General features: G+C 41.1%; 24 protein-coding genes and 1 tRNA gene. 17 read left to right on the forward strand and 8 right to left on the reverse strand.

The features are described 5' to 3' along the window. Nucleotides 1-34 precede the first annotated feature (34 nt). Together FE005_RS10060 and FE005_RS10065 are read left to right on the forward strand one after the other, a co-directional pair. A complete protein-coding gene (locus tag FE005_RS10060) occupies nucleotides 35-1,738 on the forward strand; it encodes a proline--tRNA ligase (RefSeq protein WP_103299884.1) in 1,704 nt (567 codons plus the stop codon). Between the two features lie 106 nt (nucleotides 1,739-1,844). Next, complete coding sequence (locus FE005_RS10065) at nucleotides 1,845-6,194, forward strand: PolC-type DNA polymerase III (protein ID WP_005472203.1); 4,350 nt, start codon at nucleotides 1,845-1,847, stop codon at nucleotides 6,192-6,194. Between the two features lie 114 nt (nucleotides 6,195-6,308). Here the strand turns inward: FE005_RS10065 and FE005_RS10070 are convergent, their stop codons facing one another. The 3 genes from FE005_RS10070 to FE005_RS10080 form a co-directional block, all read right to left on the reverse strand. Then, entirely contained in the window at nucleotides 6,309-7,250 is a 942-nt protein-coding gene (locus FE005_RS10070; RefSeq protein ID WP_060814671.1) for an AEC family transporter, read from the reverse strand. A gap of 121 nt (nucleotides 7,251-7,371) precedes the next feature. Then, complete coding sequence (yidC, locus tag FE005_RS10075) at nucleotides 7,372-8,301, reverse strand: membrane protein insertase YidC (RefSeq protein WP_005472205.1); 930 nt, start codon at nucleotides 8,299-8,301, stop codon at nucleotides 7,372-7,374. 112 nt (nucleotides 8,302-8,413) lie between these two features. Next, nucleotides 8,414-8,695, reverse strand: coding sequence for an acylphosphatase (locus tag FE005_RS10080; protein ID WP_005472207.1), 282 nt, complete (start codon nucleotides 8,693-8,695; stop codon nucleotides 8,414-8,416). Between the two features lie 109 nt (nucleotides 8,696-8,804). On the opposite strand from FE005_RS10080, the gene FE005_RS10085 reads away from it, so the two are divergent. Both FE005_RS10085 and FE005_RS10090 read left to right on the forward strand, forming a co-directional pair. Then, nucleotides 8,805-9,563, forward strand: coding sequence for an RNA methyltransferase (locus FE005_RS10085; protein ID WP_138371721.1), 759 nt, complete (start codon nucleotides 8,805-8,807; stop codon nucleotides 9,561-9,563). 125 nt (nucleotides 9,564-9,688) lie between these two features. Then, nucleotides 9,689-10,201 (forward strand): HD domain-containing protein, encoded by a 513-nt coding sequence (locus tag FE005_RS10090; protein ID WP_003126881.1) that lies wholly within the window; start codon nucleotides 9,689-9,691, stop codon nucleotides 10,199-10,201. A gap of 119 nt (nucleotides 10,202-10,320) precedes the next feature. Here the strand turns inward: FE005_RS10090 and FE005_RS10095 are convergent, their stop codons facing one another. Beyond that, nucleotides 10,321-11,523: a YdcF family protein gene (locus FE005_RS10095; protein WP_029487014.1), complete on the reverse strand. Its 1,203-nt coding sequence runs from the start codon at nucleotides 11,521-11,523 to the stop codon at nucleotides 10,321-10,323. 130 nt (nucleotides 11,524-11,653) lie between these two features. Here FE005_RS10095 and FE005_RS10100 point away from each other — a divergent pair, with 130 nt between their 5' ends. Then, on the forward strand, nucleotides 11,654-12,172 hold the full coding sequence (locus FE005_RS10100; RefSeq protein ID WP_103299887.1) for a GyrI-like domain-containing protein: 519 nt from the start codon (nucleotides 11,654-11,656) through the stop codon (nucleotides 12,170-12,172). Between the two features lie 71 nt (nucleotides 12,173-12,243). Here FE005_RS10100 and FE005_RS10105 read toward each other — a convergent pair whose 3' ends face one another. The 3 genes from FE005_RS10105 to FE005_RS10110 all read right to left on the reverse strand — a co-directional run bounded on the left by FE005_RS10105 (nucleotide 12,244) and on the right by FE005_RS10110 (nucleotide 14,517). Next, on the reverse strand, nucleotides 12,244-13,578 hold the full coding sequence (locus tag FE005_RS10105) for a serine hydrolase (protein ID WP_138371722.1): 1,335 nt from the start codon (nucleotides 13,576-13,578) through the stop codon (nucleotides 12,244-12,246). A gap of 222 nt (nucleotides 13,579-13,800) precedes the next feature. Beyond that, nucleotides 13,801-13,962, reverse strand: a complete 162-nt coding sequence (locus FE005_RS16850) for a hypothetical protein (RefSeq protein WP_003126893.1) — start codon at nucleotides 13,960-13,962, stop codon at nucleotides 13,801-13,803. Between the two features lie 210 nt (nucleotides 13,963-14,172). Next, a complete protein-coding gene (locus FE005_RS10110) occupies nucleotides 14,173-14,517 on the reverse strand; it encodes a DUF4828 domain-containing protein (protein WP_003126895.1) in 345 nt (114 codons plus the stop codon). A 372-nt stretch (nucleotides 14,518-14,889) separates the two neighbouring features. Between FE005_RS10110 and sfsA the strand changes: the two genes are divergently transcribed. The 11 genes from sfsA (at nucleotide 14,890) to FE005_RS10165 (ending at nucleotide 25,230) form a co-directional block, all read left to right on the forward strand. Further along, on the forward strand, nucleotides 14,890-15,618 hold the full coding sequence (gene sfsA / locus FE005_RS10115) for a DNA/RNA nuclease SfsA (RefSeq protein ID WP_138371723.1): 729 nt from the start codon (nucleotides 14,890-14,892) through the stop codon (nucleotides 15,616-15,618). Between the two features lie 17 nt (nucleotides 15,619-15,635). Then, a complete protein-coding gene (locus FE005_RS10120; RefSeq protein ID WP_003126897.1) occupies nucleotides 15,636-16,634 on the forward strand; it encodes a Gfo/Idh/MocA family protein in 999 nt (332 codons plus the stop codon). 12 nt (nucleotides 16,635-16,646) lie between these two features. Next, entirely contained in the window at nucleotides 16,647-17,903 is a 1,257-nt protein-coding gene (locus FE005_RS10125; RefSeq protein WP_230321040.1) for a DEAD/DEAH box helicase, read from the forward strand. Nucleotides 17,904-17,968: 65 nt separating this feature from the next. Continuing rightward, complete coding sequence (locus FE005_RS10130; RefSeq protein ID WP_138371725.1) at nucleotides 17,969-20,680, forward strand: sigma 54-interacting transcriptional regulator; 2,712 nt, start codon at nucleotides 17,969-17,971, stop codon at nucleotides 20,678-20,680. Nucleotides 20,681-20,815: 135 nt separating this feature from the next. Continuing rightward, entirely contained in the window at nucleotides 20,816-21,133 is a 318-nt protein-coding gene (locus FE005_RS10135) for a PTS sugar transporter subunit IIB (protein ID WP_003126900.1), read from the forward strand. Between the two features lie 24 nt (nucleotides 21,134-21,157). Further along, entirely contained in the window at nucleotides 21,158-21,475 is a 318-nt protein-coding gene (locus tag FE005_RS10140) for a PTS lactose/cellobiose transporter subunit IIA (RefSeq protein ID WP_003126901.1), read from the forward strand. Nucleotides 21,476-21,563: 88 nt separating this feature from the next. After that, nucleotides 21,564-23,000, forward strand: coding sequence for a PTS sugar transporter subunit IIC (locus tag FE005_RS10145; RefSeq protein WP_003126904.1), 1,437 nt, complete (start codon nucleotides 21,564-21,566; stop codon nucleotides 22,998-23,000). A 118-nt stretch (nucleotides 23,001-23,118) separates the two neighbouring features. Beyond that, nucleotides 23,119-23,340 (forward strand): hypothetical protein, encoded by a 222-nt coding sequence (locus FE005_RS10150; RefSeq protein WP_003126906.1) that lies wholly within the window; start codon nucleotides 23,119-23,121, stop codon nucleotides 23,338-23,340. Between the two features lie 53 nt (nucleotides 23,341-23,393). Further along, a complete protein-coding gene (locus FE005_RS10155; RefSeq protein WP_003126909.1) occupies nucleotides 23,394-23,582 on the forward strand; it encodes a DUF3188 domain-containing protein in 189 nt (62 codons plus the stop codon). Continuing rightward, entirely contained in the window at nucleotides 23,579-23,992 is a 414-nt protein-coding gene (locus FE005_RS10160) for a DUF3284 domain-containing protein (protein WP_003126911.1), read from the forward strand. The genes FE005_RS10155 and FE005_RS10160 overlap by 4 nt, the downstream gene beginning before the upstream one ends. Before the next feature lie 56 nt (nucleotides 23,993-24,048). Then, nucleotides 24,049-25,230, forward strand: coding sequence for an enhanced intracellular survival protein Eis (locus FE005_RS10165; RefSeq protein ID WP_113849920.1), 1,182 nt, complete (start codon nucleotides 24,049-24,051; stop codon nucleotides 25,228-25,230). A gap of 226 nt (nucleotides 25,231-25,456) precedes the next feature. Here FE005_RS10165 and FE005_RS10170 read toward each other — a convergent pair. Next, a tRNA-Arg gene (locus FE005_RS10170) sits at nucleotides 25,457-25,528 on the reverse strand. Between the two features lie 180 nt (nucleotides 25,529-25,708). Between FE005_RS10170 and FE005_RS10175 the strand changes: the two genes are divergently transcribed. Continuing rightward, complete coding sequence (locus tag FE005_RS10175) at nucleotides 25,709-26,833, forward strand: hypothetical protein (RefSeq protein WP_138371726.1); 1,125 nt, start codon at nucleotides 25,709-25,711, stop codon at nucleotides 26,831-26,833. The last annotated feature ends 166 nt before the right edge of the window (nucleotides 26,834-26,999 follow it).

The raw sequence follows: 26,999 nt of genomic DNA on the forward strand, positions 1-26,999 counted from the left end.
GTATAGCAAAGTGTTTGCAGCAAAGGAGAAAAAAATGAAGCAGTCGAAACTGTTTATTCCGACATTGCGGGAAATACCAAGTGATGCGGAAACATTGAGTCATCAACTTTTAGTTAGAGCCGGTTATATTCGGCAAGTGGCAGCAGGCATCTACATGTATTTGCCTTTAGCCCAGCGGGTGTTGGAGAAAATCAAAAAATTGATGCGGGAAGAATTAGCCAAAATTGATGCAGTAGAAATGACGATGCCAGTTTTATTGCCCTTGGAACTATGGCAAAGTACTGGGCGAGATGGGCTTTATGGGCGCTCACTGTATCAGTTAACAGATCGAAACGAGCGGGAGTATGTCTTGGGGCCAACCCATGAAGAGCCTTTTACGGAATTGATCAAAAGTGAGATCTCTTCCTACAAACGTCTGCCGATCAGTTTGTATCAGATTCAGTCAAAATACCGAGACGAACAACGTCCGCGCTTCGGTTTGATTCGCAGTCGCGAATTCATCATGCAAGACGGCTACTCATTTCATGCCGATGAGTCAAGTTTAGATACGACTTATCGTCGGTATGAAGCAGCCTATCACGCGATTTTGCAGCGTTGTGGGCTGGAGTATCGTGCAGTGATTGGTGATAACGGTCTGATGGGAGGGCATGATTCCAAAGAATTCATGGCACTGTCGCAGATTGGTGAAGAACTAATTTGCTACTCAACGGAAAGCGACTACGTGGCGAATTGGAAAATGGCCACAAGTTTGTATGTATCAAAGAAATCTCACGAAACCTTTCTTGAGCGCGCAGAGTTGCAGGTTGATCCATCTTATTCTCTGGAAGAAGTAGCTGCAGCTTGTGAGAGTGACTTGACTAAGATCGTTCAGTCCTTTCTTTTGTTTGCTGATGGAGAACCGGTCATGATTCTTCTACGTGGCGATCATCAATTGAACGAAGCAAAAGTCAAAAATTTTCTAGAAGCCGATCAATTGAAAATAGCTACACCAGAAGAATTACGTTGTCATCTGCAAGCTGAAGCAATCAGTCCCATTGCGCTGCCGGAAAATGTCCGCTTATATGCTGATCAGCATGTACAAGATTTAGCAAATGTGATCGTCTTTGGGAATCAACCGGGCCATTACTATCAAAACGCAAATGTAGGACGAGATTTTTCCCCATTGGCATTTGCTGATTTTCGATTGGTGCAAGAAGGTGATCCTTCTCCAGATGGCAAAGGGGTCCTAACTTTCACACGAGGAATCGAAGTTGGCCACATTTTCAAGCTAGGAACCAAATACAGTGAAAGACTTGGTGCGACAGTTGTCGATGAGAACGGTCAGGAGACGCCAGTCATGATGGGGTGTTATGGCATCGGTGTATCTCGTCTTCTATCAACAATCGTTGAACAGCACGGCAATGAAGAGGGAATCGATTGGCCGAAAGAGATTGCACCTTATGATATCCATATTATTCAAACTACAATGGAAGACTCGTATCAAACTGCTTTGTGCGAGGAAGTAGAGCAAGCGATGCTTGCTGTCGGTTATGAAGTTTTAGTAGATGATCGCAACGAACGTGCTGGTGTCAAATTTGCGGATGCGGATTTGATAGGCTGTCCGATTCGATTGACCATTGGCAACAAAGCGACAGAAGGGATTGTCGAAATAAAAATCAAACACACAAATGCAACCGTTGAAGTTCGTAAAGAGGAAGTGGCTACGACATTAACGATCTTGTTGACTGCATCTGAATGATCCGTGACAAAAATCGAGGAAGGGGGAGCCCTTTCTCGATTTTTTAATGAAAGACAAAAGAAAAAGAGGTATACTAATTAATACTGAGAAAAAGGAGGATGGTCAATTGTCAAAAGAAAGAGAGACCTTTGAGATTTTATTAGAGCAAATCAATGCTGGTCCTAATTTACGCCAACATCCTTTGATACAGACCGCTCAAATCAAACAAGTCGTGGTCCATCGCCAGTCAAAAGCTTGGACATTTTACTTGCAGTTTGATACATTGCTACCCGTTATGGTGTATCAATCGTTCAAACAACATTTGGAACTGGCCTTTAAGGAAATCGCTGCGGTGCGAATGATCATTGAAGCCAAGGATAATGCCTTCGATCAACAACTGATCCAAGAGTACTGGCCATTAGCACTCGCAAATCAAAACTGTGATCGTCCACTAGTACAGCAAGTCATTAAGAATCAGCTACCGGTAGTGAATGAGAAAAAAGTGATCCTGCCTGTTACCAATGAAGCGGTAATCGCGATTTTGCAGCAACAATATTTACCAATCATTGAAGAAAACTATCAAACATTTGGTTTTCAAAAATTTCGTATCATTCCTGAAATGGATGCCGAACAAGCAGAAGAAGCTTTAAAAGAATTGGAAGCTCGTAAAGAAGAACAGACTGCTGCTTTCCAATTACAGGCTGCTGAGAACTTGATCGCCCATGAACAGCGGAAAAAAGAAGTGAAAGCTGTTGAATTTGACGGTCCGATTGCATTGGGAAGGAATATTCCAGCCGATGAACCCGTTACCCCAATGATTAATATCATTGAGGAAGAACGCCGTGTGACGATCCAAGGATATGTCTTTGATAAAGAAGTTCGGGAATTACGTTCAAAGCGGAAGATCTTGATTCTGAAAATCACGGATTATACGTCATCTTTCAGTGTCAAAAAGTTCTCCAATAATGAAAAAGATGAACAAATCTTTGAGGCAATCGCCAAAGGCAGCTGGGTAAAAGTTCGCGGAAGCGTGCAGGAAGATACCTTTATGCGAGATCTTGTTATGAATGCTCAAGACTTGATTGAGGTAAAACACGAGATTCGGAAAGACTATGCACCTGAAGGAGAAAAACGGGTGGAACTCCATCTTCATTCAAATATGAGTACGATGGATGCCACGAATAATATCAGTGATTTAGTTGCACAAGCTGGAAAATGGGGACATAAGGCGATCGCTATTACGGACCATGGTGGCGCGCAAGCTTTCCCAGATGCCCATCATGCGGGTGAAAAAGCTGGTGTTAAGATTTTATATGGGGTTGAAGCCAATATCGTTGATGATGGCGTTGCAGTAGCTTATAATCCTAAACCAGTTCCTTTGACGGATGCCACGTATATTGTGTTTGACGTGGAAACGACGGGGCTATCTGCCGTTTATGATACAATTATCGAATTAGCGGCTGTCCGCATGCATAAAGGCAATGTGGAAGGCTCATTTGATGAATTCATTGATCCAGGACACCCATTGTCTCGCACCACCGTAGAGCTTACAGGGATCACCGATGAAATGGTTCGCGGTTCTAAATCAGAAGAAGAAGTATTGCGACTCTTTAGAGAGTTTTCTGAAGGAGCAATCTTGGTTGCCCACAATGCTTCTTTCGATATGGGCTTTTTAAATACGAGTTATCGAAAATATGGGATTCCAGAAGCCGAAAATCCGGTTATTGATACATTAGAACTGGCACGTTACTTATATCCTGAGTTCAAACGTTTTGGTCTAGGCGTCTTATCTAAAAAATTCGGCGTCAGCTTAGAACAGCATCACCGAGCGATCTATGATGCGGAAGCCACGGGCCATTTAGCTTGGATCTTTGTCAAAGAAGCGATGGAAAAGCATGGCATGCTGCTGCATGAAGACTTGAACCGCCATGTGGGAGGAGAGAACTCCTTCAAAGCGGCGCGACCATTCCATGCGACGATCTTGGCGAAGACGCAAGCCGGATTAAAAAATTTATTTAAATTGATCTCGATGTCGAACGTGAAATATTTCCATGACAAAGTCCCAAGAATTCCTCGCTCGGAATTGGTGAAGCTGCGGGAAGGATTACTTGTAGGAACCGCCTGTGACAAGGGAGAAGTCTTTGTCGCCATGATGCAAAAAGGGGTGGATGCTGCCCGTAAATTAGCAGAGTTCTACGATTATATTGAAGTCATGCCCAAAGAAGTTTACGCTCATTTGATTGAGACCGAACTTGTTAAGAATGAATCAGACCTAGAAGACATTATTCGCAATTTGATCGAGATTGGCAACGAATTAGGCAAAGTGGTGGTAGCTACAGGGAATGTACATTATTTGAATGAAGAAGATGCGATCTATCGTAAGATTTTGATCAATTCAATGGGGGGAGCCAATCCTCTGAATCGCCATAGTCTCCCAGCTGTTCACTTTCGGACGACAGATGAGATGCTGACCGCTTTTCAATTTTTAGGCCCAGATACAGCCAAAGAAATCGTCGTGACGAACCCCAACAAAATTGCGGATATGTGTGAAAAGGTCATTCCAGTCAAGGATGATTTGTATACGCCAAAAATCCCAGGTTCCGAACAAGAAATCACAGATCTAAGTTACAATCGTGCCAAAGAATTATATGGGGATCCTTTGCCTGAGATCGTTGAAAAGCGATTGAAAAAAGAATTAGATTCCATTATCGGAAATGGCTTCTCCGTGATTTACCTGATCTCCCAAAAACTGGTACACAAGAGCAATGAAGATGGCTACTTGGTGGGCTCGCGGGGATCTGTCGGTTCCAGTTTTGTCGCAACGATGACGGGGATCACTGAAGTGAATCCATTAGCTCCTCATTATTATTGCCCAGACTGTCAGTACTCGGAGTTTTATGAGGACGGGTCTTATGGTTCTGGCTATGATATGCCAGAAAAAAAATGTCCGAAATGCGGCACCCGACTAAACAAGGACGGTCATGACATTCCGTTTGAAACCTTCTTAGGTTTCCATGGAGATAAAGTCCCCGATATCGATTTGAACTTCTCTGGGGAATACCAGCCCGAAGCGCACAATTATACAAAGGTTCTTTTCGGAGAAGATTATGTTTACCGTGCAGGAACGATCGGTACGGTAGCAGACAAAACCGCATTCGGTTTTGTAAAAGGGTTTGAGCGGGATCACAATCTTCATTATCGTGCAGCAGAAGTGGACCGATTGGCCAAAGGGGCTACCGGAGTGAAGCGCACCACCGGACAGCATCCAGGGGGGATCATTGTAATCCCCGATTATATGGATGTCTATGATTTCACACCGATTCAATACCCAGCCGATGATATGAATTCTGAATGGAAGACGACACACTTTGATTTCCACTCGATCCATGACAATATTTTGAAACTGGATATTTTAGGACATGATGATCCGACAGTGATTCGGATGTTACAGGACTTATCTGGAATTGATCCAAAAACGATCCCTACCGATGATCCAGAAGTTATGCGTATTTTTGGCGGAACGGATGTTTTAGGTGTAACAGAAGAGCAAATTTATTCTAAAACTGGTACTTTAGGGATTCCTGAATTTGGGACCCGTTTCGTACGGGGGATGTTGGAACAGACCCATCCGTCCACCTTCGCAGAGCTGTTGCAGATTTCAGGGCTTTCCCACGGAACGGATGTTTGGCTGGGAAATGCCGAGGAACTGATTCGGCGCGGTGATGCCAACTTGGCAGAAGTCATTGGTTGTCGGGATGACATCATGGTCTATCTGATTCATGCAGGATTAGATGACGGTATGGCTTTCAAAATCATGGAGACGGTTCGTAAAGGACAATGGAACAAGATCCCGGATGATTTGCGAGATACGTATCTGCAAGCGATGCGGGAAAATAATGTCCCTGAATGGTATATCGATTCTTGTTCTAAGATCAAGTATATGTTCCCCAAAGCCCATGCGGCAGCCTATGTATTGATGGCATTGCGGGTCGCTTACTTCAAAGTATATTTCCCAATTCTGTATTACTGTGCCTATTTCTCTGTTCGTGCGGACGACTTTGATTTGATCGCCATGTCAAAAGGCAAAGAAGCGGTAAAAGAGCGGATGCAAGAAATCAATGACAAAGGCATGGATGCATCGACAAAAGAAAAAAACTTGCTGACTGTTTTAGAATTGGCCAATGAAATGTTGGAAAGAGGCTATGAATTTGGCATGATCGATTTATATAAATCGGATGCTGAGAATTTTGTGATCGATGGCAACAAGCTGATCGCACCATTTCGAGCTGTACCAAGTTTAGGTCTAAACGTAGCCAAACAAATCTGTGAGGCCCGGAAAGATGGTCCGTTCTTGTCCAAAGAAGATCTGGCCAACCGAGGAAAAGTTTCCAAAACATTAATCGAATATATGACAGACAATGGTGTCTTGAAAGATTTACCGGATGAAAATCAATTGTCGTTGTTTGATATGCTATAAGGAAGAAATTTATTATCAACTATAAAAACGATTCGCAGGCACTATCTTTCTCAGAAATGATAGGTCCTCGAATCGTTTTTTTTTGTTTTTATACATCGACACTTTTGCTGCATGTCATAATAAAACCATCAACAATAATGGAATGTAAATCATATAAATCAAAACGGAGTAGCCTAATGAAGAAGCAGCAAACTCTTCATCTCCCTGGTAATTTCTAACCAGGATCGGCACAGAATTTTGAACAGGCATCGATGCTTGGATGATAAAGACTTGCAGCATCAATGAAGGAACCTGTATCCATTGACCAATCAGCCACACGATCAATGGAGAGAGGAGAAAACGACCTGCGAGGACGCCGGCAAGATCCTTGGTCATACGTAAATTCTTGATACCACTATAGTAAACGATGATCCCAATGATGAACATGGATAGAGGCGTGGTTAACTCAGAAAGATAGCCTCCTAGGCCTGCAATAAATTTCGGTAAAGGAAAATCGAAGAGCATCCAGATCAATCCAATAATAAACCCAATCAATGCAGGAGAGAAGATTTTTTTCAACACAACTAAAGGGTGAAAGGAGACTTTTGCTTCTTCGAAACTAGGGCTGTCTCGAGCGATTTCATAGATCCCAACCGTCCAAAACAAACTAGTGTTGACAATATAATAAAGCAAGACATAAGGAACAGCCTTTTCGCCAAAAATAGCCAGGTTGATCGGTAATCCAATAAAAATTGTATTGGAAAAAGTAAACATGGTGGAGAAGGATCCATGATGAGTGGGAGCTACTTGAAAGAAACGCTGCCAAAGTTTACTGATCCCATAAGTAATGACAATGGATAATAATGGAATGATCATTCCAGAAAACAGTGAAAGGAATTCATCGCGGGTAAAATTCTTGATGATATTCAAAAACATACTTGCCGGCAGTGAGAGATTCAAAACAAGTTTTGAAAAGGTATCTGCTGTACGATTTGAGAACCATTGCTTAAAAGACAACCAGTAGCCAATAAACATCAAACTAAAAATCACAAAAATATTGCTATATGCTTGGAACATGAACTCACCTCTCTTTCACTATAGCGAATCTTGATTCCATAATCAATTCAATCAGAAAAGAATACCCCAAAAAAGCAATCAAAAAAACTATGACCGAGAAGAGTCGGTCATAGTTCTAAATTTATTTTCGTTGTTGTTTGCCGGCATTACGGCCTTTTGCATTTTTATGATTCAAGTTTTTTGGCGTTGTAGGCTGCGTCTGCTGCGTAGGAGTGACATCTTTCCGAGGCGTCACGACCGTTTTAGGCGGATTGGCTTTCATTTCTGCTTCAACTTGCGCACGAATCTTAGGTTTCATGATGACATTTGTAATAAAGGTTTGCAGGCAGCTGAAGACCCCGCCGACAACCCAGTACAACGTTACACCAGCAGGTGCACTTAATGACATGAAGACAATCATCAATGGCGAAACGATCAACATTGTTTTCATCGTTTTTTTCTGTTCTTCTGGGATTCCAATGGTTGAAATATATCCTTGTATGAGATACGAAATACCAGCAATGGCTACAAATAGGAAACTTGGTTGTCCTAAGGAAATCCCAAAGAATTCCGAATTTTGAATCCCTTGTGTGTAACGAGCAGTAAAATATAAAGCTGAAAATATTGGCATCTGAATCAGCAGCGGCAAGCAACCGATTCCGCCAAACATGCTGACATTATTTTCAGAATAAATTTTTTGCATGTCTGCTTGTGCTTGCATTTGTTCTTCACGAGTGGTCGCTTTTTTCAAGTTGGCTTGTGCGATATCTACCTGCGGTTTCAAGAACTGCATTTTTTCACTTTGGATCATCGTTTTCTTCGATTGATGGATCCCAAGCGGTAAGATAATAAGGCGTACAACGATTGTCACAGCGATAATTGCCCAACCATAAGACCAATCGAAGTTTTCTACCAGCATGGTGATCAAATTACCTAATGGTTTCACTAAGAAACGATAGATCATGCCGTTTTCATTCGGTGTTCCATCAGAGTTTGTGCTGACACATCCGGATAAAGTCAGTAAAAGTCCTAACAATCCAGACGAGAGCAGCCATTTATTCATTTTTGACATTCTTTTCTTCCTCTTCACTATAAATTTAGACAAAAATAACTATACTAAAAAAGACCGACTATTTCAATGTACAAAAGGAAATTCATTGAAAAATCAATCTTTCGTCGTAGATTTAGTAACCATATTCAACATCAAAACTTGTTCTTTCCTTGATAGAAGGATCTTCTTGGATCTTTGTACTTGTCACTTTACCAGAAGGAGACGGTGAATCTTTGACTGCTTCAACAAAAGCGTCTACCTGTTTCTCTTCGCCGATAGCTTCGATCGTTACTGAGCCATCAGATTCATTTTTGACGGATCCTTGGATCCCCATCCGGTCCGCTAACAATTTTGTCGTGTAACGAAAACCGACTCCTTGGACTCGGCCTTGAACTTGAATGCGTATTTTTTTCATCAAATCACCCCTCGTTTCAGTCAACCTCTATGGTATATGATAGCGTTTTTCTAACGAAAGAACAAGTTTCATCCTTTGACTCATGCTATAATGAGGCGAGGTGAACAGGATGAGGGAAATTCTTTCAAAAAAAAATACATTGATCAAAGAGGTCAAAAAACTCGCACAAAAAAAATACCGCAATCAAACCAATACGTATATAATCGACGGTTGGCATTTGGTACAAGAAGCCATTGCAGCATCGGCACCGATCAATTATCTATTTGTTACTGATAAAGGAATCCAAGAAACCGGCAATCAATTAAAAGACTATCAAGACAAAGTATTTCGTATCTCCGATGAAGTAGCTACTTTTCTATCAGATTTACCGACACCCCAAGGGATCTTTGCAGTGATCGAAAAAGAGACGGTTCAAGAAACGATTCATGGAAATTGGCTGATTTTAGATAATGTCCAGGATCCAGGGAATGTTGGGACCATGATTCGTACAGCCGATGCTGCGGGTTTTGCTGGGGTCTTTTTAGGAACAGGCACAGCTGATCGTTACAGCACAAAAGTCTTGCGTAGTATGCAAGGCAGCAACTTTCATTTACCGATCCTTGAAGGGGATGTGCCAGCATTCATCCAAAAATTAAAAGCCCAAGGGACTGCTATTTACGGGACTGAATTGAATAAAGAGGCGGTTTCTTATACGGAGTTATCTAAGAAAGGAACAGCTGCGTTTATTTTAGGGAACGAAGGACAAGGCGTCCATCCAGATATTTTAGCGTTGACCGATCAAAATGTCTATATTCCTATCTATGGGCAAGCAGAATCACTGAATGTAGCTATTGCTGCCGGTATTTTGATGTACTTTTTTGTCAGTTAGACTTTTTTAAGGAACTGTTAAACTCAAAGCAACTCTTTGGATTCTCCTAGAATTCTGTCTGAGCAGATGCTATACTTCTATTTGTAAGAAATAAGCAGTATCAAAAAGGTGGCAGGCATAAATCTATGACAGAAAAATGGCAAGAAGATAGCGAGTATATGTCTTATGTAGCAGATTTGTTAGAGACAGAAGCTGTAAAAAAATTAGCCAATTATGTTCAACATATGAGTTCCACACGTTTAGAACATTCGATCAGCGTTTCTTATTACAGTTATAAATTGGCAAAAAAATGGGGCGGCAATGCTCGTGCAACAGCTCGGGCTGGATTATTGCATGACCTTTTCTATTATGATTGGCGTACAACCAAATTCGATGAAGGAACACATGCCTATATGCATCCGCGAATTGCCGTTAAAAACGCAGAGAAAATTACTGAATTAAGTGATCTCGAGCGGGACATTATTTTGAAACATATGTGGGGAGCAACCATTGCACCACCCCGATATAAAGAAAGTTATATCGTAACCATGGTGGATAAATATTGTGCGGTGAAGGAAGCATCAGAACCAATGACTCAAGCCATGAAAGCAAAATGGCAACAACGATTTTGGCATAAACAACGACCAACACATCTCTAATAAAACAGGCAAGCGCCTAGAATCTGTAGTGATTTATCAGATTCCAGGCGCTTTTTTTGTATGGTGGTGAAACAATTGGATCGTGGTGCTCATGATTCCATTCAAAGGGCATACTTACGCTAGTTTCCAAAGAAAAATTCGAGAATAGTCATCAAAAAGATGATGATTGCAATTCCGCCTATAGCTAACGCATGTCTTTTTTTGTGCATGAACAAAATGGCGATATATTCTCGTAAAAAAGCATTCGGCAAGTAATAGAAGGCTGTGTGTGAGCCAATCCCATCTGCTTTGACATGCGCTTGGTCGGCGTACATCCCTGCCCGGAAAATATGATAGTTATTGGAAGCAAAGATTGCGTGATATCCTTCTGGACGTAACGAATCCATGATTTCTTTGGAGAATTTCATATTTTCGTAAGTCGTTGTCGAATTGGCTTCCACTAAGATTTCACTTTCAGGGATTCCTTGAGAAACGGCATATTCTTTCATGGCCACTGCTTCAGGAATTTTTTCGTCGCTGCCTTGACCACCGGACATCAAAAGACGAGGGGCTGTTTTCTTCGCACGAAATTGAAGATGATAAAATGCGATGGCTTTATCGATCCGTTGGGCTAATAATGGAGAAACTTTCTCGCCATTAAGGAGACCTGCCCCTAAAACTATAATGAAGTCCTGGTCATAGCGGGGATGATTGAATTGATAAATAACCGAGATCGACAAAAAGTTAAGAAAAACCACAAAAAAATAAAGCAGCGATGCTGGAAAAATTGTAAATAAAACACTGACCCAACTTGGTAAGGCATGTAAAAAGGAATCCGATACCAACAAGATCGTTAAAACGATAGCTAAAACCAATGTCAACAGGTTGGCCAATGAGTGGGATTCTCGGCGTAAAACGACGATTGAATTCCAATAGAGGAAAATAATCAATCCATACAAACCAAAAAGAAAAACGAATAGAAAGCCAACTAATGCAACAGCTAAAATCCCGCCGACTAAAATATCTTCTGTCCGATAAAGATTAACGAGCAAATAAATCCCAAAGGTCAAGATGAAGACATTAAAAAGCAAGCCATTCACTAAACGATGCTTGTTTTTAAAATAGGAATATAAAAATAATCCGGCCAAACTAAGCGGGGCTAAGATAAAAAAACTGCCAGTACGTAATTCCGAAATGGACAAATAGGCCAATAAAGCGGCAATCGTCCAACAACACTCGAAGAAAAAGATATCTGGGTCATCTTTTTTCTTGCGGTACCAAAAAACAAAAATCGCTCCTAAGATATAAGCGATACTGAAAAGCCCAATTTGTGTAAAATCCATTCTTTTCACTCCTTTAAATCTAAGAACAGTATACCTAATTTTCGAAGAAAAAGCTTGCAGATGTGGTCAAAGTTGCTGAATTTTCTTGAATTCGCTACAATGGATAGAGAAGAAAGAAGGAGGCACAAGCATGGAATTAGGTGAAGTGATCCGAGTAACACTCCCAGCGTTTTATGTTGTCGGAAAAGAAGGGAAAGGTCTTGCTGAAGAAGGCCCTTCATGGGTACCGGCACTATGGGATCTTGCAACGAAAGATTTTGAAGAAATCGAGTTTTTGCTAGCCGATCAAGAAGCGGAAGATCTGCAGTTCTGGGGATTGATGAGTGACGGAGAGAACTGGCTTGAACCATGGCAAGAGACAGGACGTTACCTTGCGGGTGTCCAAGTCACTACGGATAATTTTCCACCAGTAGATTGGGTCCGTTGGCAAATGCCAGAGATGGAATACATGGTCGTAAAAACAAATGAATCCAATCTAAACATGATGACAGAGAAGATGTTGAGAGAAGTTCTTCCAGAAAATAATGTTCAACTGGCAGCAGCTATTCAGGAACACTACCTGCCTAATTTTCAAGAAGGAGAAGTAGAACTGTATTTTCCTATTGAACCGATTGCGCCTGTTGTGACCAAAGAAGAGTTACTCTCTTAACAAAAAACTTCCAGTGTTTTAGTGATCACCGGTCTTACCGGCAACGCCAAACACTGGAAGTTTATTTTTGATTAAAAGAGATTTGTAAAGAAATTGGCAACTGATCGCCAGCCGATAACAAAAATATTTGCTTTTTCAACGGCTTTAGTAGTGATCAGCTCAGTAGTAGGGACTTCTTTACTACCATCCATATAACCTAATGTATCTGCAGGAATCGTTGCTGTTACTTTTCCTAAATCCGTTGCTTTGGCAACTGGTGCAGAGACGGTTTCTTCGTTCATTGTTTTGTTATAATCGATTGTTGTGGTGAAGTCTTTTGGATCCATATCTTTACGTACCCAAACAGAAAGATCATTTTTTACCGCTATGGGAACAGTAAGTTCTTTGCCGTTTTTAACAGCGACCGTTTTTGTATCTGCTAACTGATCACCAGCAGATAGAATAGGAACTTGCTCCCACGCATCAAATGAGTAATCCATCAGTTTGCCTGTTTCGGTGAAACGTACACTAGGATTCTCAGCATGACCGTGGACGTTTAACACTACGGTGATAATACGCTGGCCATCTCGCACAGCCGTTCCAACAAAGCAAGCACCTGCTAAATCAGTGGTTCCGGTTTTCAAACCGTCAACACCATCTTTGGCGTTGATGAAACCAGGTAGCATCCAGTTCCAGTTGACCATCTCAACTGGTGAGTAGGAACCTTCACCAAATGTTTTGGTAACCGTGCTGGTGACTTCTAATACTTCTGGGAAGTCTTGGAGCAAATGTCTCGCTACGATAGCGACATCTTTTGCAGATAATTCATTTTCATCAGTGGAAGTGGAACCAGGGTAAAGGTTTTCTCCCAGATAGGTGTTATTCAGTCCGGAAGCATTGACAATCTTAGCATCTGTGATTCCCCATTCAGTGAGTTTGTCTTTCATTTGATCGACAAAGGCTGGCTCCGACCCGGCAATTTTCTCTGCTAGGGCAACGACCGCAGCATTAGCTGATTGAATGTAGCTCGCTTCATAAAGGTCTTTAACGGTGTATTGAACATCAAGATGCAAAGGAACATTGGACAAGTCAGGTGTGACACTGAGGTCGGCTGCATATTGTGAGATTTCAACAGGGTCTTCCCAAGTCAATTTGCCTTCCTTGACTTGTTCTGCTACTAGATACAGACTAATGATTTTTGTCACTGAGGCGATGCCCATCGGGGTTTCTCCCTCTTGGTCATATAAAATCTTGCCTGTATCGAAATCCACTGAAAAAGCAGCTTTTGCATCGATAGAAAAGTTTTTGATTTCTTCAGCGGTAAATGTAGTCTCCTCAGCGTGGGAGATCAATGGTATTCCGGCAATAAAAAAGAGGGTTGCTAGACCCGTAATCAATGAATACCAGATTTTGGATAATTTCTGCATAGGTAAACTCCTTCGTTTCTGTATCTAAATCAAAAGTTTAACAAAGAGTTTCTTGAGTTGCAATACTCTAGCAGAAAGTTCAAAAATTCGTAAGAACCAGCTTTTTTCTTCTTGCCGAATCACACCAGTGATCGCTTTGTCTTGAAACAACAGTTATTTTTAGACACAAAAAAAAGCTTTTCTTTAACGAACAAAGAAAAGCAGTTTTTTTATCTAATAAAACTATCGGCGAATATGATTTCGGGGATCCTCACTTTGCACTTTTACAGGTACTTTCACTGCTCTTGTTTCTTGCTGCATCAATTGGCGGGCAAGAAACAGCGTTCCTCCAAGTAATGCGGCTAAACCAAAGATTGAAAAAAGTGAAACAAACGTCGCTAACATAGAAATCCCTTCTTTCTGTTTTTAATTAATGTGGAAGGTAGGAATCGAACCTACACCTTAATCTATGAACGATCATCTATCACTCAACGGAACACCTTGTTCAACCACTTCTTATTACTATCATAGCATGAACCGTCTAAAAATGCTGGTAGAAAGTCTGAGCATTTTCAGAGGAAATCAAGAATAAATAATGAAGAAACTTTGAAGAAATCATTCGATCTTTGTCAAAGGATATTGCCAATCTTCTGCTTCATCATAAAGGGTGAAGCGCTGGTCCTTTTGTTCAATGATTAAATGGTAACCCAATGAATCTAGTAAAACCAATCTTGATGGGGTCAGCTCAACGATCACAGTAGGCGAATGTTTCCCATCAATTGTCAGTGAATGCTCCTCTGTGATCTCAATGGATACAGTGTCTTTCATTTTTGAAGTGAACTGCCATTTCCCCACGAATTGTTGGCGGGGCTCAGTTTTTTGCTTTTCTTTTCTTAATATGAGCGAACTGGCAACACCGGTCAAAAGTGACAGACCAATCAACAGTGAACGTTTTTTCACATTTTCACATCCATTCCTACCTATGATGGAACTAGTATACCATGGGGAACAAAGAAATCCTCCTACTTTGGTCGGAACTTTAAAAGTTTTTAATTGACCGTATAATCCATTTATCAAAATCTTACAGCCCTCAGAAAATACCAGAAAATTGCAGCGGCAGCGGATAGCTGCAGCAATGATGCTGACCCAAAGCATTGTTCCATAGCTTATGGTAAAATCAGATAGAAAGTTTTCTGCTTTCTCCTACTTTAATTGAAAGAGAGTCTTTCACTGAGAATCAGAACATCATCAATTACTAGATCAACTGATTTAGCGTTTATTTAAGGAAGTCCGGCTGTTTTAAGGCTGAGGTATTAATGGAGAGGGAAAAAGATGGAATATCCAAATAGTCACTTAGCGATATTTATTATTCGGGAAAATCGCTTTATTGCCCGCTGTCGATTGATGTCAGGGGAGGAAGTAATCGTTCACGTCAAAAATACTGGTCGAGGAAAAGAGGTACTTGTTGCTGGTGCGTTAGTCACTTTGCAATACTGGAATAGTCCAAAGAGAAAAACTAATTATGATTTGATCGCAGTAAAAAAGGGCGACCAATGGATCAATATCGACAGTCAAGTCCCAAACCGTTTGGCCTATGAATCCTTATTGGACGGAACGATTCTTTTACCGCAGATCACAGGCAATCTAACTTTACTAAAGAGAGAAGTGACGTATCACCGTTCAAAGTTTGATTTTTATTTTGAAACAGATGTCGGAGAAAAGGGCTTTATAGAAATCAAAGGGATGACTTTGGAAAACAAACGAGTGGGTGCTTTTCCAGATGCGCCCACCAGTCGCGGATTGAAACATGTAAGTGAACTGATAGATGCTAAGAAAGAAGGGTACTATGCCTCGGTATTGTTTGTCGTCCAATTTGAAGACATTGATGTCGCGACGATCCATCGTGCCATGCAACCAGAGCTAGCAAAAAAAATCGGACAAGCAATTGCAGACGGAATCCAAGTTTTCGCGTATAATTGTCTTGTGGATGAAACCAGCATTTCCATTAATAAAGCAGTACCTTTTGATCTTACGGCTGCTTTTGAAGACCCAAACTTATAAGAAAAGAGGGAATATGAATGATTCATTTAGGGATAATCGGTACAAATTGGATCACGGATCAATTTGTACAAGCTGCACATGAAACGGGACGCTACCATCTAACGGCTGTCTATTCTAGAAAACTGGCGACTGCTCAGTCTTTTGCAGAGAAATATGGAGAAGTGACTTGTGTAGATGATTTAACGGCTTTCTTTCAACTAGAAGAATTAGATACGGTATATATTGCATCTCCCAACAGTTTGCATTTTGAACAAGCAAAACAAGGGATTTTGTCAGGAAAAAATGTGATCGTCGAAAAACCTGCCTTTTCGACACCATCAGAAATGGCTGAGATCATTGAATTGGCCAATGAAAATCAAGTTTTATTTTTTGAAGCAGCGCGCAACATTCATGAGAAAAGTTTTGACACCATTGCGTCTGTCTTAACTGAACATGGCAATATCATTGGTGCAAACTTTACCTATATGAAATACTCTTCACGGTATGATGCAGTGTTAGCAGGAGAGGAGCCAAATATTTTTTCTCCCCATTTTTCTGGCGGCGCATTGGTAGATCTGGGTGTTTATCCCGTTTATGCAGCACTAGCTTGGTTTGGCAGACCACAAAATGTTTATTATTTTGCCCGGAAAATCGTGACAGGAGTCGATGGGATCGGTACGATCATTTTACGTTATGAAACTTTTGACGTAACCATTCAAACTGGAAAAATCGGCAACTCTGACTTGAAATCAGAAATATATTTTGAAAATGGAACACTGGAACTAAATGCAGTCAATGCCATTGAACAAGCGGTATTTTATGACCGTACAAATAATGAAACGGTATTACCGGTGACTGCGCAGGCAAATCCGATGGTCGAAGAAGCTGCAGATTTTGCAGAAGTCATCGAAAATAAAGCAGATCCCCAATTGGGTGCGCGCTATGAAGAATGGATCGAATTAGCTCGTGATGTCAATGAAGCGATCTATCTCATGAGAAAACACGCAGAAATATCCTTTGACGCAGACAAAGAGTAAGGAATGGAATGTATGACAGCAACTTATTTAGCAGAAGTTTGGCAAGAAAAATGGCAAAGCAGCGGCTTTTCTGCGCCATCACTGATTCAAGAACGGGTTTACCCCCTCTTGAAATCAGGACAATCAGTAGTAGGCGTTTCGCCGACAGGTTCAGGGAAAACATTGGCCTATTTACTACCTTTATTGGAAACTGTAAAAGTTGGTGAAGGCAATCAGCTCCTGATTTTGACCTCTTCCCAAGAACTGGCCATGCAGGTCACACAGGTCGCACGAGATTGGGCCCAGCTTTTAGATTTGCAGGTTTTACCACTGATTGGCGGCGCAAATACTAAGCGACAAATTGAAAAGTTGAAGGCCAAACCAGAAGTTTTGGTGGGGACACCAGGACGAGTATTGGAATTGATCAAATTAAAAAAAGTCAAAACGCAACAGATTCACGGGATAGTCTTGGATGAAGTGGATCAATTACTGAAAGAAGGGGCCTTTGGGCTCGCTAGCAAAATCTTGACGCTTATTCCAAAACAGGCGACTCGCAGTTTCTTCTCTGCAACTGCCAATGAGGTTCTAAAAGAAATTCAAGAACTGGCTTTTGAAACACCACAGGTCATTGATGTGACAGAGGAAGACCAGAGCAAAGGGATGATCCATCATTATTATTTGAATTACCCGAGTCGTAAACTAGTGGATGCTTTGCGCCGGTTGGCTTACTTACCAGATTTTCAGGGATTGATTTTTTTCAATGAATTAAGTGCATTAGGTAATGCTGAAGAAAAACTGCTCTTTCATGGTTTGCCAGTCGCCTCCCTTGCTTCAGACCAGAACAAACTGACCCGCCGTGCTTCGCTTGATGGGTTCCGTCAGGGAAAGATTTGTGAATTACTAACGACAGATGTTGCTGCCAGAGGATTGGATGTCGATCAGCTGGGGTATGTGGTCAACACCGAGGTTCCACAAGAGAAAGAATCTTATCTTCACCGAGCAGGTCGTGTGGGACGGATGGGAAATGAGGGCACAGTGATCACGATCGTCCAAGACCATACATTAAAGGATCTAAAGAAAATTGCCGCACAGCTGGATGTAACGCTGCAAGAAGTTTTCTTGCATGGAGGTGCGCTTCACACAGAGCGTCCGGAAGTTAAAAGTGAACCTAAAAAAGAGCAGAGTGTGCAGAAAAATTCCAGAAAAACTTCTGAAAAATTACACACTATGCCAAAGAAAACGAAGAAAAAGCAAAAAAACCAAAAAGATAAAGGCAAAAGACGCCATTGAGCGTCTTTTTGTGTTACCATTAACGGTGGTTAATTACTAGTGTGTAATATTGAGGAGGCATTTTCGTGAATTCAAGGAAAGAAGAAATCTTTCAGACGATCGAACTGCACAAACAAGGTCTGACAGCCTTAGAGGTTGCGGAGATTTTACAAATCGATCGCAGTAATGCAAGCCGTTATCTCAGTGAATTATTTAAAGAAAATAAAATCAGCAAGCGTGCTGGTCGACCAGTAATCTATGAACCATTGAATGAGGAAGTTCATGTGGATGTGTCCTCCGAGGTTAGCTTTGAAAGTCTGGTGGGCGTTCAAGCTTCTTTGAAAGTCAGTATCCAACAGGCGAAAGCGGCCATTCTATATCCGCCCCGTGGACTGCATACTATTATATTCGGCGAAACCGGGACCGGGAAATCATTATTTGCGGAGTGTATGTATCATTTCGCTGTGGAATCAAAAATGCTGAAAAAAGATGCCCCATTTGTTGCGTTTAATTGTGCGGACTATGCGCAAAATCCCCAATTGCTATTTGGTCATATCTTTGGGATCCGCAAAGGCGCATACACTGGCGCTGCGGAAGATAGTCCCGGACTAATGGCGAAAGCCGATGGCGGTATTTTGTTTCTGGATGAGATTCATCGTTTGCCGCCTGAAGGCCAGGAAATGCTCTTTACCTTTATCGACAAGGGAGTCTATCGTCCTCTAGGTGAAAGCAATCAAGTGTACGAAGCTTCTGTGCAGATCATCGGTGCTACAACAGAATCTTCAGAAACATTTTTGACGACATTCAACCGAAGGATTCCAATGGCCATCACTTTGCCGAATGTGGAGAGTCGTTCACTGGATGAACGATATGAAATCATCTCCTTATTTATCAAGCAAGAAGCAACTCGGCTCAATCAACGGATCGACGTTGAGCGAGATGCGATTTTGGCCTTTATGCTGTATGAAGCAGAAGGCAATATCGGTCAAATCAAACGTGATTTGAAATTAGTCTGTGCCAAAGCATTCCTCCATTATCGGACCTACGGCAAAAAGCATTTATTGATTCGTAAAGAAGATTGTTCACTGCAAGTCCAAAAAGGATTGTTGAAAATCAAAGAAATGTCGGAACGTCTCGATCGATTTTTAGAAGGCAAAGGCGATTTTTTGAGTTTCGAGCCTGGGGATCAAGATGTTGTTTGGTCACAAGATCCTCAAAGAAATATGCAGGTTTACAATGAGATTGAAGAGAAAGTCAGCAGCTTGATCGAGACAGGTGTTGCAACGATCGATCTGGAAAATCTGATTTCCAAGGATGTGGATGCCTATTTTGAAATGTATGTAGAAGAGCTGACGCAAAATCCCGTTCACAAAGAGTTGATTCCAGAAGATATTTGGAAACTGACCAATCACCTTTATGATATCGCTGAACAAAAATTGGATCGTACATACAATGAAAAAGCACGTTTTGCCTTTGCACTTCATCTTCAAAGTACATTAGAACGCGTAAAAGAAGGCCACATGATCGTTCATCCAGACTTAAATACGATTCGGAAAAATCTGAAATCAGAGTTTCAGGTGGCGATGGATCTATCAACTATTATTGAAGAGGAACGACACGTGGAGATTCCCTTCGATGAAATTGGCTTTATTAGTATGTTTCTAGCTATTCAGGTGAAAAAACAGATCATGCCGCTTGAGAAGGTAGAAGTCGTCGTCTTGATGCATGGAAGAGCAACAGCTAGCAGCATGCTGGAAACCGCACAGGAGCTATTGGAAACCACTAGCGGTTATGCAATGAATATGTCATTGGATACAGAAGTGGGCGCAATGTACGAAAAGTTACTGGCCTATGTTTCTAAGAATAAAGATAAATTAAGTAATGGTCTATTGCTTCTCACTGATATGGGATCATTGAACTCTTTTGCAACACTTATTTATGAAGAAACGGGCATTCGGACGAAAGCAATCTCCATGTCCAGTACGATGATCGTGCTGGAAGCTTTGCGCATGGCAGAGAGTGGACGCAGTCTCGAGGATATCTATCAAAACATCCAGCGTTCCTTTGAGACGATCGTTCAAGAGCAATTCCGCACGGTTCGGGAAGCCAAAGGCAATAAAAAGGCAGTAATCGTTACGTGCTTTACGGGAGAAGGTGTCGCTGCCAAGCTGTATCAGCGCATCTATCCGGTCGTCGACCAAGAGAAGGTCGAAATTATTCAAATGCAATTTATTGAGAAAGAAACCTTCAAGAAACACATCGATGGGTTGCTAGAAGAATATGAGATCAAAGCCATCGCTGGCACAGTAGATATCGATTATCAAAATATTCCTTTCTTTTCGGCTTATGATGTCTTTGATGACGAACGGTTGAATGTGCTGAAGCGAATCGTTTCTGATGAAGTTCCCATCGAGAAAATTGTACGCTCTCTTGAAAATACCCTTACGCATGTCGGGTCTGTCTACCATTTGATCGAGAGCTTGCAACGAATCGTCCATCAGGTTCAGAATCAGCTGCATGTGACACTAGAACCGACTGTAGATGCCGGGTTAGTGATCCACCTTGCTTTTCTTGTGGAGAGCAATTTGAAAAAGGAACCTTCCCGAGCATTTAAGGATTTAGCAAACTTCCAAAAGCGGTATCGAATCGAGACCGATGTGTTGCGAACGAACTTGATGCAAATCGAAAAAAATTATCAAATCAAGATCTCTGAAGATGAGATTGCGTATCTCACACAGATGTTCTTAGAAAATGAAATAAAAAAACATCATGAATCCGCACACAATATTAGTGTGTAATGAGAAAAAGTAAAAGTGTGTAAGCGTTAAATTGGTGCAGACCATTGTTAAATCAAGGTTTGCACTTTTTTTATTTTGGCACGCTTTTTGCTTTATAGTTAAGTGTAAATAATAATTTAGAAAGGAGCGACAATGATGGCGAAAAAAACGATTATGCTCGTATGTTCTGCTGGCATGAGTACTAGTTTGTTGGTAACAAAAATGCAAAAAGCAGCTGAAGCAAAAGGAATGGACGCAGATATTTTTGCAGTTTCCGCTTCAGAAGCAGACCAACATTTAGAATCAAAACCGGTGGATGTTCTATTGTTAGGCCCACAAGTACGTTTTATGAAATCACAGTTTGAACAAAAATTAGCACCTAAAGGGATTCCTTTAGAAGTCATCAACATGGCTGATTATGGCATGATGAATGGCGAAAAAGTTTTAGCACAAGCAGAAAGCTTAATGAAGTAGTGAAGTAAGAGGAGGATTTTTTTGATGGACGAGCAAAATTTGGAAGCCATTATGGGTTTGATCATGTATGGCGGAAATGCGAAAAGTGATGCAATGGAGGCAATTGCGGCAGCCAAAGAAGGAAATTTTGAATTGGCAGACCAAAAGATTGCGGATGCTGAAGCATCTTTAGTAGAAGCACACCACTCACAAACTGGTTTGTTGACACAAGAAGCACAAGGCAACCATATGACAGTGACCTTGTTGACGGTTCATTCGCAAGACCATCTAATGACATCAATCGCATTTACAGATCTAGCGAAAGAAATCATTGATATTTATCGACGTATGAGTAACGAATAATCTTTGAACGGATAGAAGTAGTTATTTGTTGATTTTATCTCTTAGAAAAATCTTCTTTGGCGAATAGAACTTATAGGAGGACATAAAAATGGATGGATTAACGAGTTGGATGGAGAAATACATTCTCCCCGTAGCAGCGAAGATCGGTGCTCAAAAGCACTTAGTAGCGTTGCGTGATGCGTTTATTGGAACAATGCCCGCGACAATGGCTGGTTCGATCGCTGTAATGATCAATGCGATCATTCGCGATCTGCCGCCACAGTTTTGGCCTAGTTATGATGCAAGTACAATTCCAGTTATACGTGAAATTATTAGTATTAATGGGTTTGTTTGGAATGGTACACTAGCTGTAGCTGGATTGGTTTTTGCTTTTTCTTGGGGGTATAACTTAGCCCGAGCATACCGCGTCAATGACCTTGCCGGCGGGATCGTCGGAATGGCGACACTGATCCAAGGAATCGCTTTTTCATATAGCACATCTGTTGCGACGACAGTTCCTGCAAATTTGATGGATGAAATCAATGCTGGTACAGCAACAACTGGTTGGTCAGCAACAGCTGAAGGAATTACAGCTGGCGGCTGGGGCTGGTTGAATTTGAACCATCTAAATGGGAATGCATACTTTACAGTAATGATCATGGGAGCAATCTCAGTCATCATTTTCTGTAAATTAATGTTAGCCAATATTACAATCAAAATGCCGGATTCCGTTCCACCAGCAGTTTCGAAAGCTTTTGCCGCAATCTTACCGGCAACGATCGCTTTGTATGTTATTGCTATTATTAACTTTATTGTTGGACAATTGACGGATGGACAATTGATTATCGACCTTGTTCAGAAATATATTGCTGAACCATTCTTGGGTCTTTCTCAAGGAATAGGCGCAGTCTTGATCGTTACTGTTTTTGTGCAAATCTTCTGGTTCTTTGGTATCCATGGTCCAAACGTATTGGCACCAGTTTTGGAAGGTATCTGGGGACAAGCACAGTTGATCAATATTGATATTTTCCAAAAAGGATATGATGGAAAAACTGGAACAAGCGCGGTATTAGCAGCCATTGAAGATGGAAAAGCGTATATGTGGGTTCGTGGATCATTCGATGCATTTGCATGGTTTGGTGGTTCAGGTGGAACGATCGTTCTTTTGATCGCCATCTTAGTTTTCTCTAAACGTGCAGACTATCTGACAGTTGCCAAATTATCAATTGGACCTGGTATCTTCAATATCAACGAACCAGTCATGTTTGGTTTGCCAATCGTGTTGAATGCGATCATGTTCATTCCATTCATTATTGCACCGCTTGTTGCTACAACAATTGGTTGGTTAGCTACTTACTGGGGATTAGTCTCACCAGTTTCTCAACAAGTAACTTGGGTTGTGCCGCCAATGTTATTATCATTCTTAGCAACCGGTGCAGACTGGCGTGCGCCAATCGTCACTTTAGTATGTATGGTGGTCACCTTCTTCATCTGGGCGCCATTTGTTATCTCAGCAAATAAAATTGATCCAAAATTAGGCGAATAGCCCTTTAATCGAGAGGAACTGCTATCGCTTCATAGTTGAGGTAGCAGTTCTTCTTTTCATTCATTAAGAATACAGATAGAAAACAGCAGCAAGAAAACTGCTCAAGGAGGAATAAAAAATGATCTCAATCGCAAGTGCTATGCAACAAGATGCAATCAAAGAATTATTAGAAGGATACAATGAAGACGGTGTGTCTTACACATTTAAAGAAAAACAAGGGATCAAATTGATTTTTACTACCACAGCTGACGATGCAGAAGCAGCAGCTAAAAAAGCGAAAGAATTGATTAAGGCCCAACCATGGGGATCTGTGCTATACTTTCAAGCAACCGCTGTTTGATGTCGTAATACAACTGATGTCAGGGACGATTAAATAGATAGGGATGAATCAAAATGATAAAAAACGGCTTATTTTTGTGCAGTATCGGGTTGCTTGTGATTTTGTATAGCATGAACCCAAGCAATATGCGTTTAGACATTTTCAGTTTTACTACTGGAATTGCTTTGCTGATAGGCGGCGGTTTGTTGTTTATGAAAGGCAAGAAAAAAGCTGATCAATCAAATGGAGGACAGTCTAAATGAAAATTGAAAAAACATTGAACGTTCCAAGTCCAGTCTTTTTCGATAAAATAATCGACTCAGTGATATTTGATATCCGCAAGGCAACAGGCAAAACGGTTTCCCGCAAACAGTTAGCCGGATATGAGTACGTCAAGGAATTTTCAGCTTCCAGCCGTGCAAAAATCAAAATTGAAGAAGTCATTGAGAATCAAGTCTATCAGTTTCGGACAGAGACAACCAAAAATGAGTTTGTCGTTCGCTATGAGCTGGAAACGATAAATGAAAAGCAGACAAAGGTAATTTATACGGAAACGATGAAGTCATTCGGTATTTTGCAACAAATGAATGATATGCTGCTTGGAACGATTCTAGGTTATTTTAAACGAAAACAATTCAAAAAAATGCTGGTTATGATGGAAGAATCATATTAAAGGGGTCCTGTGACGCCTTTTTTGTGTTTTCCAGGTAGGTAATAGGAGGAAATCGGATGAGTGATGTACGTAGAATGGATGAAGCAGGCCCACAAGAAGTTTTGGATTTAGTGGCTTATGCTTTCCAATGGGAATTAAGTGAGAAAAATAAGGAGCGTTATCGCTTACTAGCAGAGAATTCATGGAACTATGGTTCGTATGATGATCAAGGAAAGTTGGCTAGTCAAATCATGGCCACACCTTTTGCCATTGATTTTCATGGAACAAGCTATCCGATGGCAGGAATCGGTTTTGTTGCGTCATATCCAGAATATCGAAGTCAGGGAAGAATCGACCGCATCATGCGCCGCATCTTGGAAGATTGTTATGAGCAGGGAATTGTCCTTTCCTATTTAGCACCTTTTTCTTTTCCCTTTTATCGTCGCTATGGGTATGAATACGTCTTTGAACGTATGGTCTATGACGTTGCTGCTCATGAATGGGCCGATAGTCCCAAAGTAACAGGTTCGATTCAGCGTCTGCCATGGTCAGAGGCTAAAAGTGTGATCCACGATATTTATCATGCTATGCCAAGACATAAAAAAGGTGGATTGCTGCGAGCAGATTGGTGGGAAACGATCAAATTTACGTATCGTAAGCCGTATACATTTGCCATTTACCGCGATGAAGCTGGGAATAATACCGGTTATCTAGTTTATACGATTCAAGAAGGCAAATTCATCATTGAAGAGTGGGGTTACTTAAATATTGAGGCTTATCACGGATTGAATCGATTGATTGTCTCTCATGCCGATTCTGTTGCCCGAATCATTTATCAACCAGGTTATGACAATGATATTCGCCAGGCAATTGCTGCCAAACCAATAGCACACTATCAGGTGAGACCGGATATGATGGCGCGAGTAGTCGATGTTCATCGCTTTTTGACGCAATATCCCTTTACTTATCAGCTAAATGGAGCTTTTGCTATTGAGATCCAAGAAGATAAATATGCGCCTTGGAACAATGGGATTTATGAAATCTCTATCAAGGACGGTCAGCATTCAATCGAAAAAGTAACGCAGACGCAACAACCAATAGTAAAAACAACCGTGCAGCGTTTTGTCCAGTTATTTATGGGATACCAAACAGTTGATACAATGGTTTTCTTGGAACAATTAGTGGCAGATGATGCAGCAATAAACTGCATCAAGTCTAATCTTCCAATAGGAAAACCAATATTAGAAGACTATTTCTGATTTATCGAGTCGTCCAATCAGCAAAATACCTGATGGTCCCCTCGCGTTTTAGGTAGGAATCCTTTAAGAAATGAGAGCAGTGATACGGACAGCTGATGGATCAGATCTGTTTTATCATCTTTGGTTTTAACTTGCTTCTTAGACAAGTGTTCTGTTGCAACTAAGATTTTTTTATCTGATAAGCAAAAAAACTCTTGTCCAGCAAGAGTTTAACAGGTTCTTTCAACGTTCCCTGCCGGAATCGAACCAGCAACTAATCCTTAGGAGGGACTTGTTATATCCATTTAACTAAGGGAACACAACAATCCCATTTTACCTGTAAATTCATCTTCCTGCAACCCTAAGTCATAGTTATTTTTGTTGCGGGATAAGGGAAGATGAGGAATAGAAACCCGATTTATGCAATCGTTTTGCTTTATGGATAAAAATAGGCATGGTACACTTTAGGTGTAACCGATCAAGTAGGAGGTAATGTTGAATGGTAAAATTTGGGAAAGCTTTTTTGTCGCAATTAACAACTGACGGAATCAATGGACCATTTGTCACGATCATGCTAAATACTCACGTAGGTCACCAAAATGTTGAGAAAGATCAAATCAAATTCAAAAATTTTGCTAAAGAAGCAAAACGCCGATTTGAGAAGAGATATCCCGACCACTCATGGAACAAATTCCAGGAAAAAATTGAGACTCTGCTTGCTGATCAGGCATTTTGGCGCAGCAGCACCAAAAGTGTGGCAGTGATCTTAACAGCAGAAGAAACATTGATCCATCGCTTGAGTATTCCCGTGGATGATCAATACTATGTCGGAGATACACCTTACCTGTTGGCGATCATCAAAAATGCCCAATTCAATTATGCCTTTTATTTACTTGCATTGAATCGGGATTCCATGAAAGTATACCATGTTGAAAACAAGCAAGTCACTGAAGTGGCATTGCCTGAAGACGCTCCTGTTGACATTGAGACTGCTCTTGGTGAAGAAATCAGCGGTGGTGGAGATTTCAATTACAGTGCACAAGGTGCACCAAACAGTTCTGGTGAAGGCGTTGCCTACCACGGCTTCAGTGCTAAAGACGAAGAGGTTGAGATCGATCATGTCAATTACTACCAAGCTGTAGACAATTATTTTAAAAATGAATTTCCAAATGAGGAAAATTTACCGCTTTATCTTTTTGCACTCCCTGAAAATCAAACATTATTTAAGAAGATTGCAAAAACAAGTTACTTCAAAAAAGATGCTTGTATTGCGTCATCGCCTGCTTCATTATCCCCACAACAAATTGCCGAGTGTGCGCAAAAATTGATGGACGATCTGATGCAGAATGAAGTAGCTTCTTACAACAAACTGCTTGACCGCAAATTTATGGATCAATTAGTGGACATCGTACCAGCAGCGAAAGAAGGACGGATCGCGCAGCTCTTTATCGCCACTTCAAATTTAGTGGATGGCTTCGGAGAAGACCCGGATACTGAGTATGATCGTCGGCAAGTGCTGAATACATTGGCCAAAAATGTGTTGGAAAACAGTGGAGAAGTCTCTATATTGGAGCAAAAAGATGCGCCGGATGAGAAAAGTTTGACTGCGATCTTGCGGTACTAGTTTCCTAAATATCCGTAAAGCACCAGTTGAATAAATTAGCCTGTGACATAAACAACAAGAAGAATAATCTGAACGATTTATCAGGATTGCGTATCCCTTGTATAGTTGCTTCTAGAACTTACAAACTGTAGGAGCAATCGTAGAATTTTTCGGATTAGTCCCTTTG

The organism is Enterococcus sp. M190262 (assembly GCF_005843965.1).
GTDB lineage: Bacteria > Bacillota > Bacilli > Lactobacillales > Enterococcaceae > Enterococcus_D > Enterococcus_D gallinarum.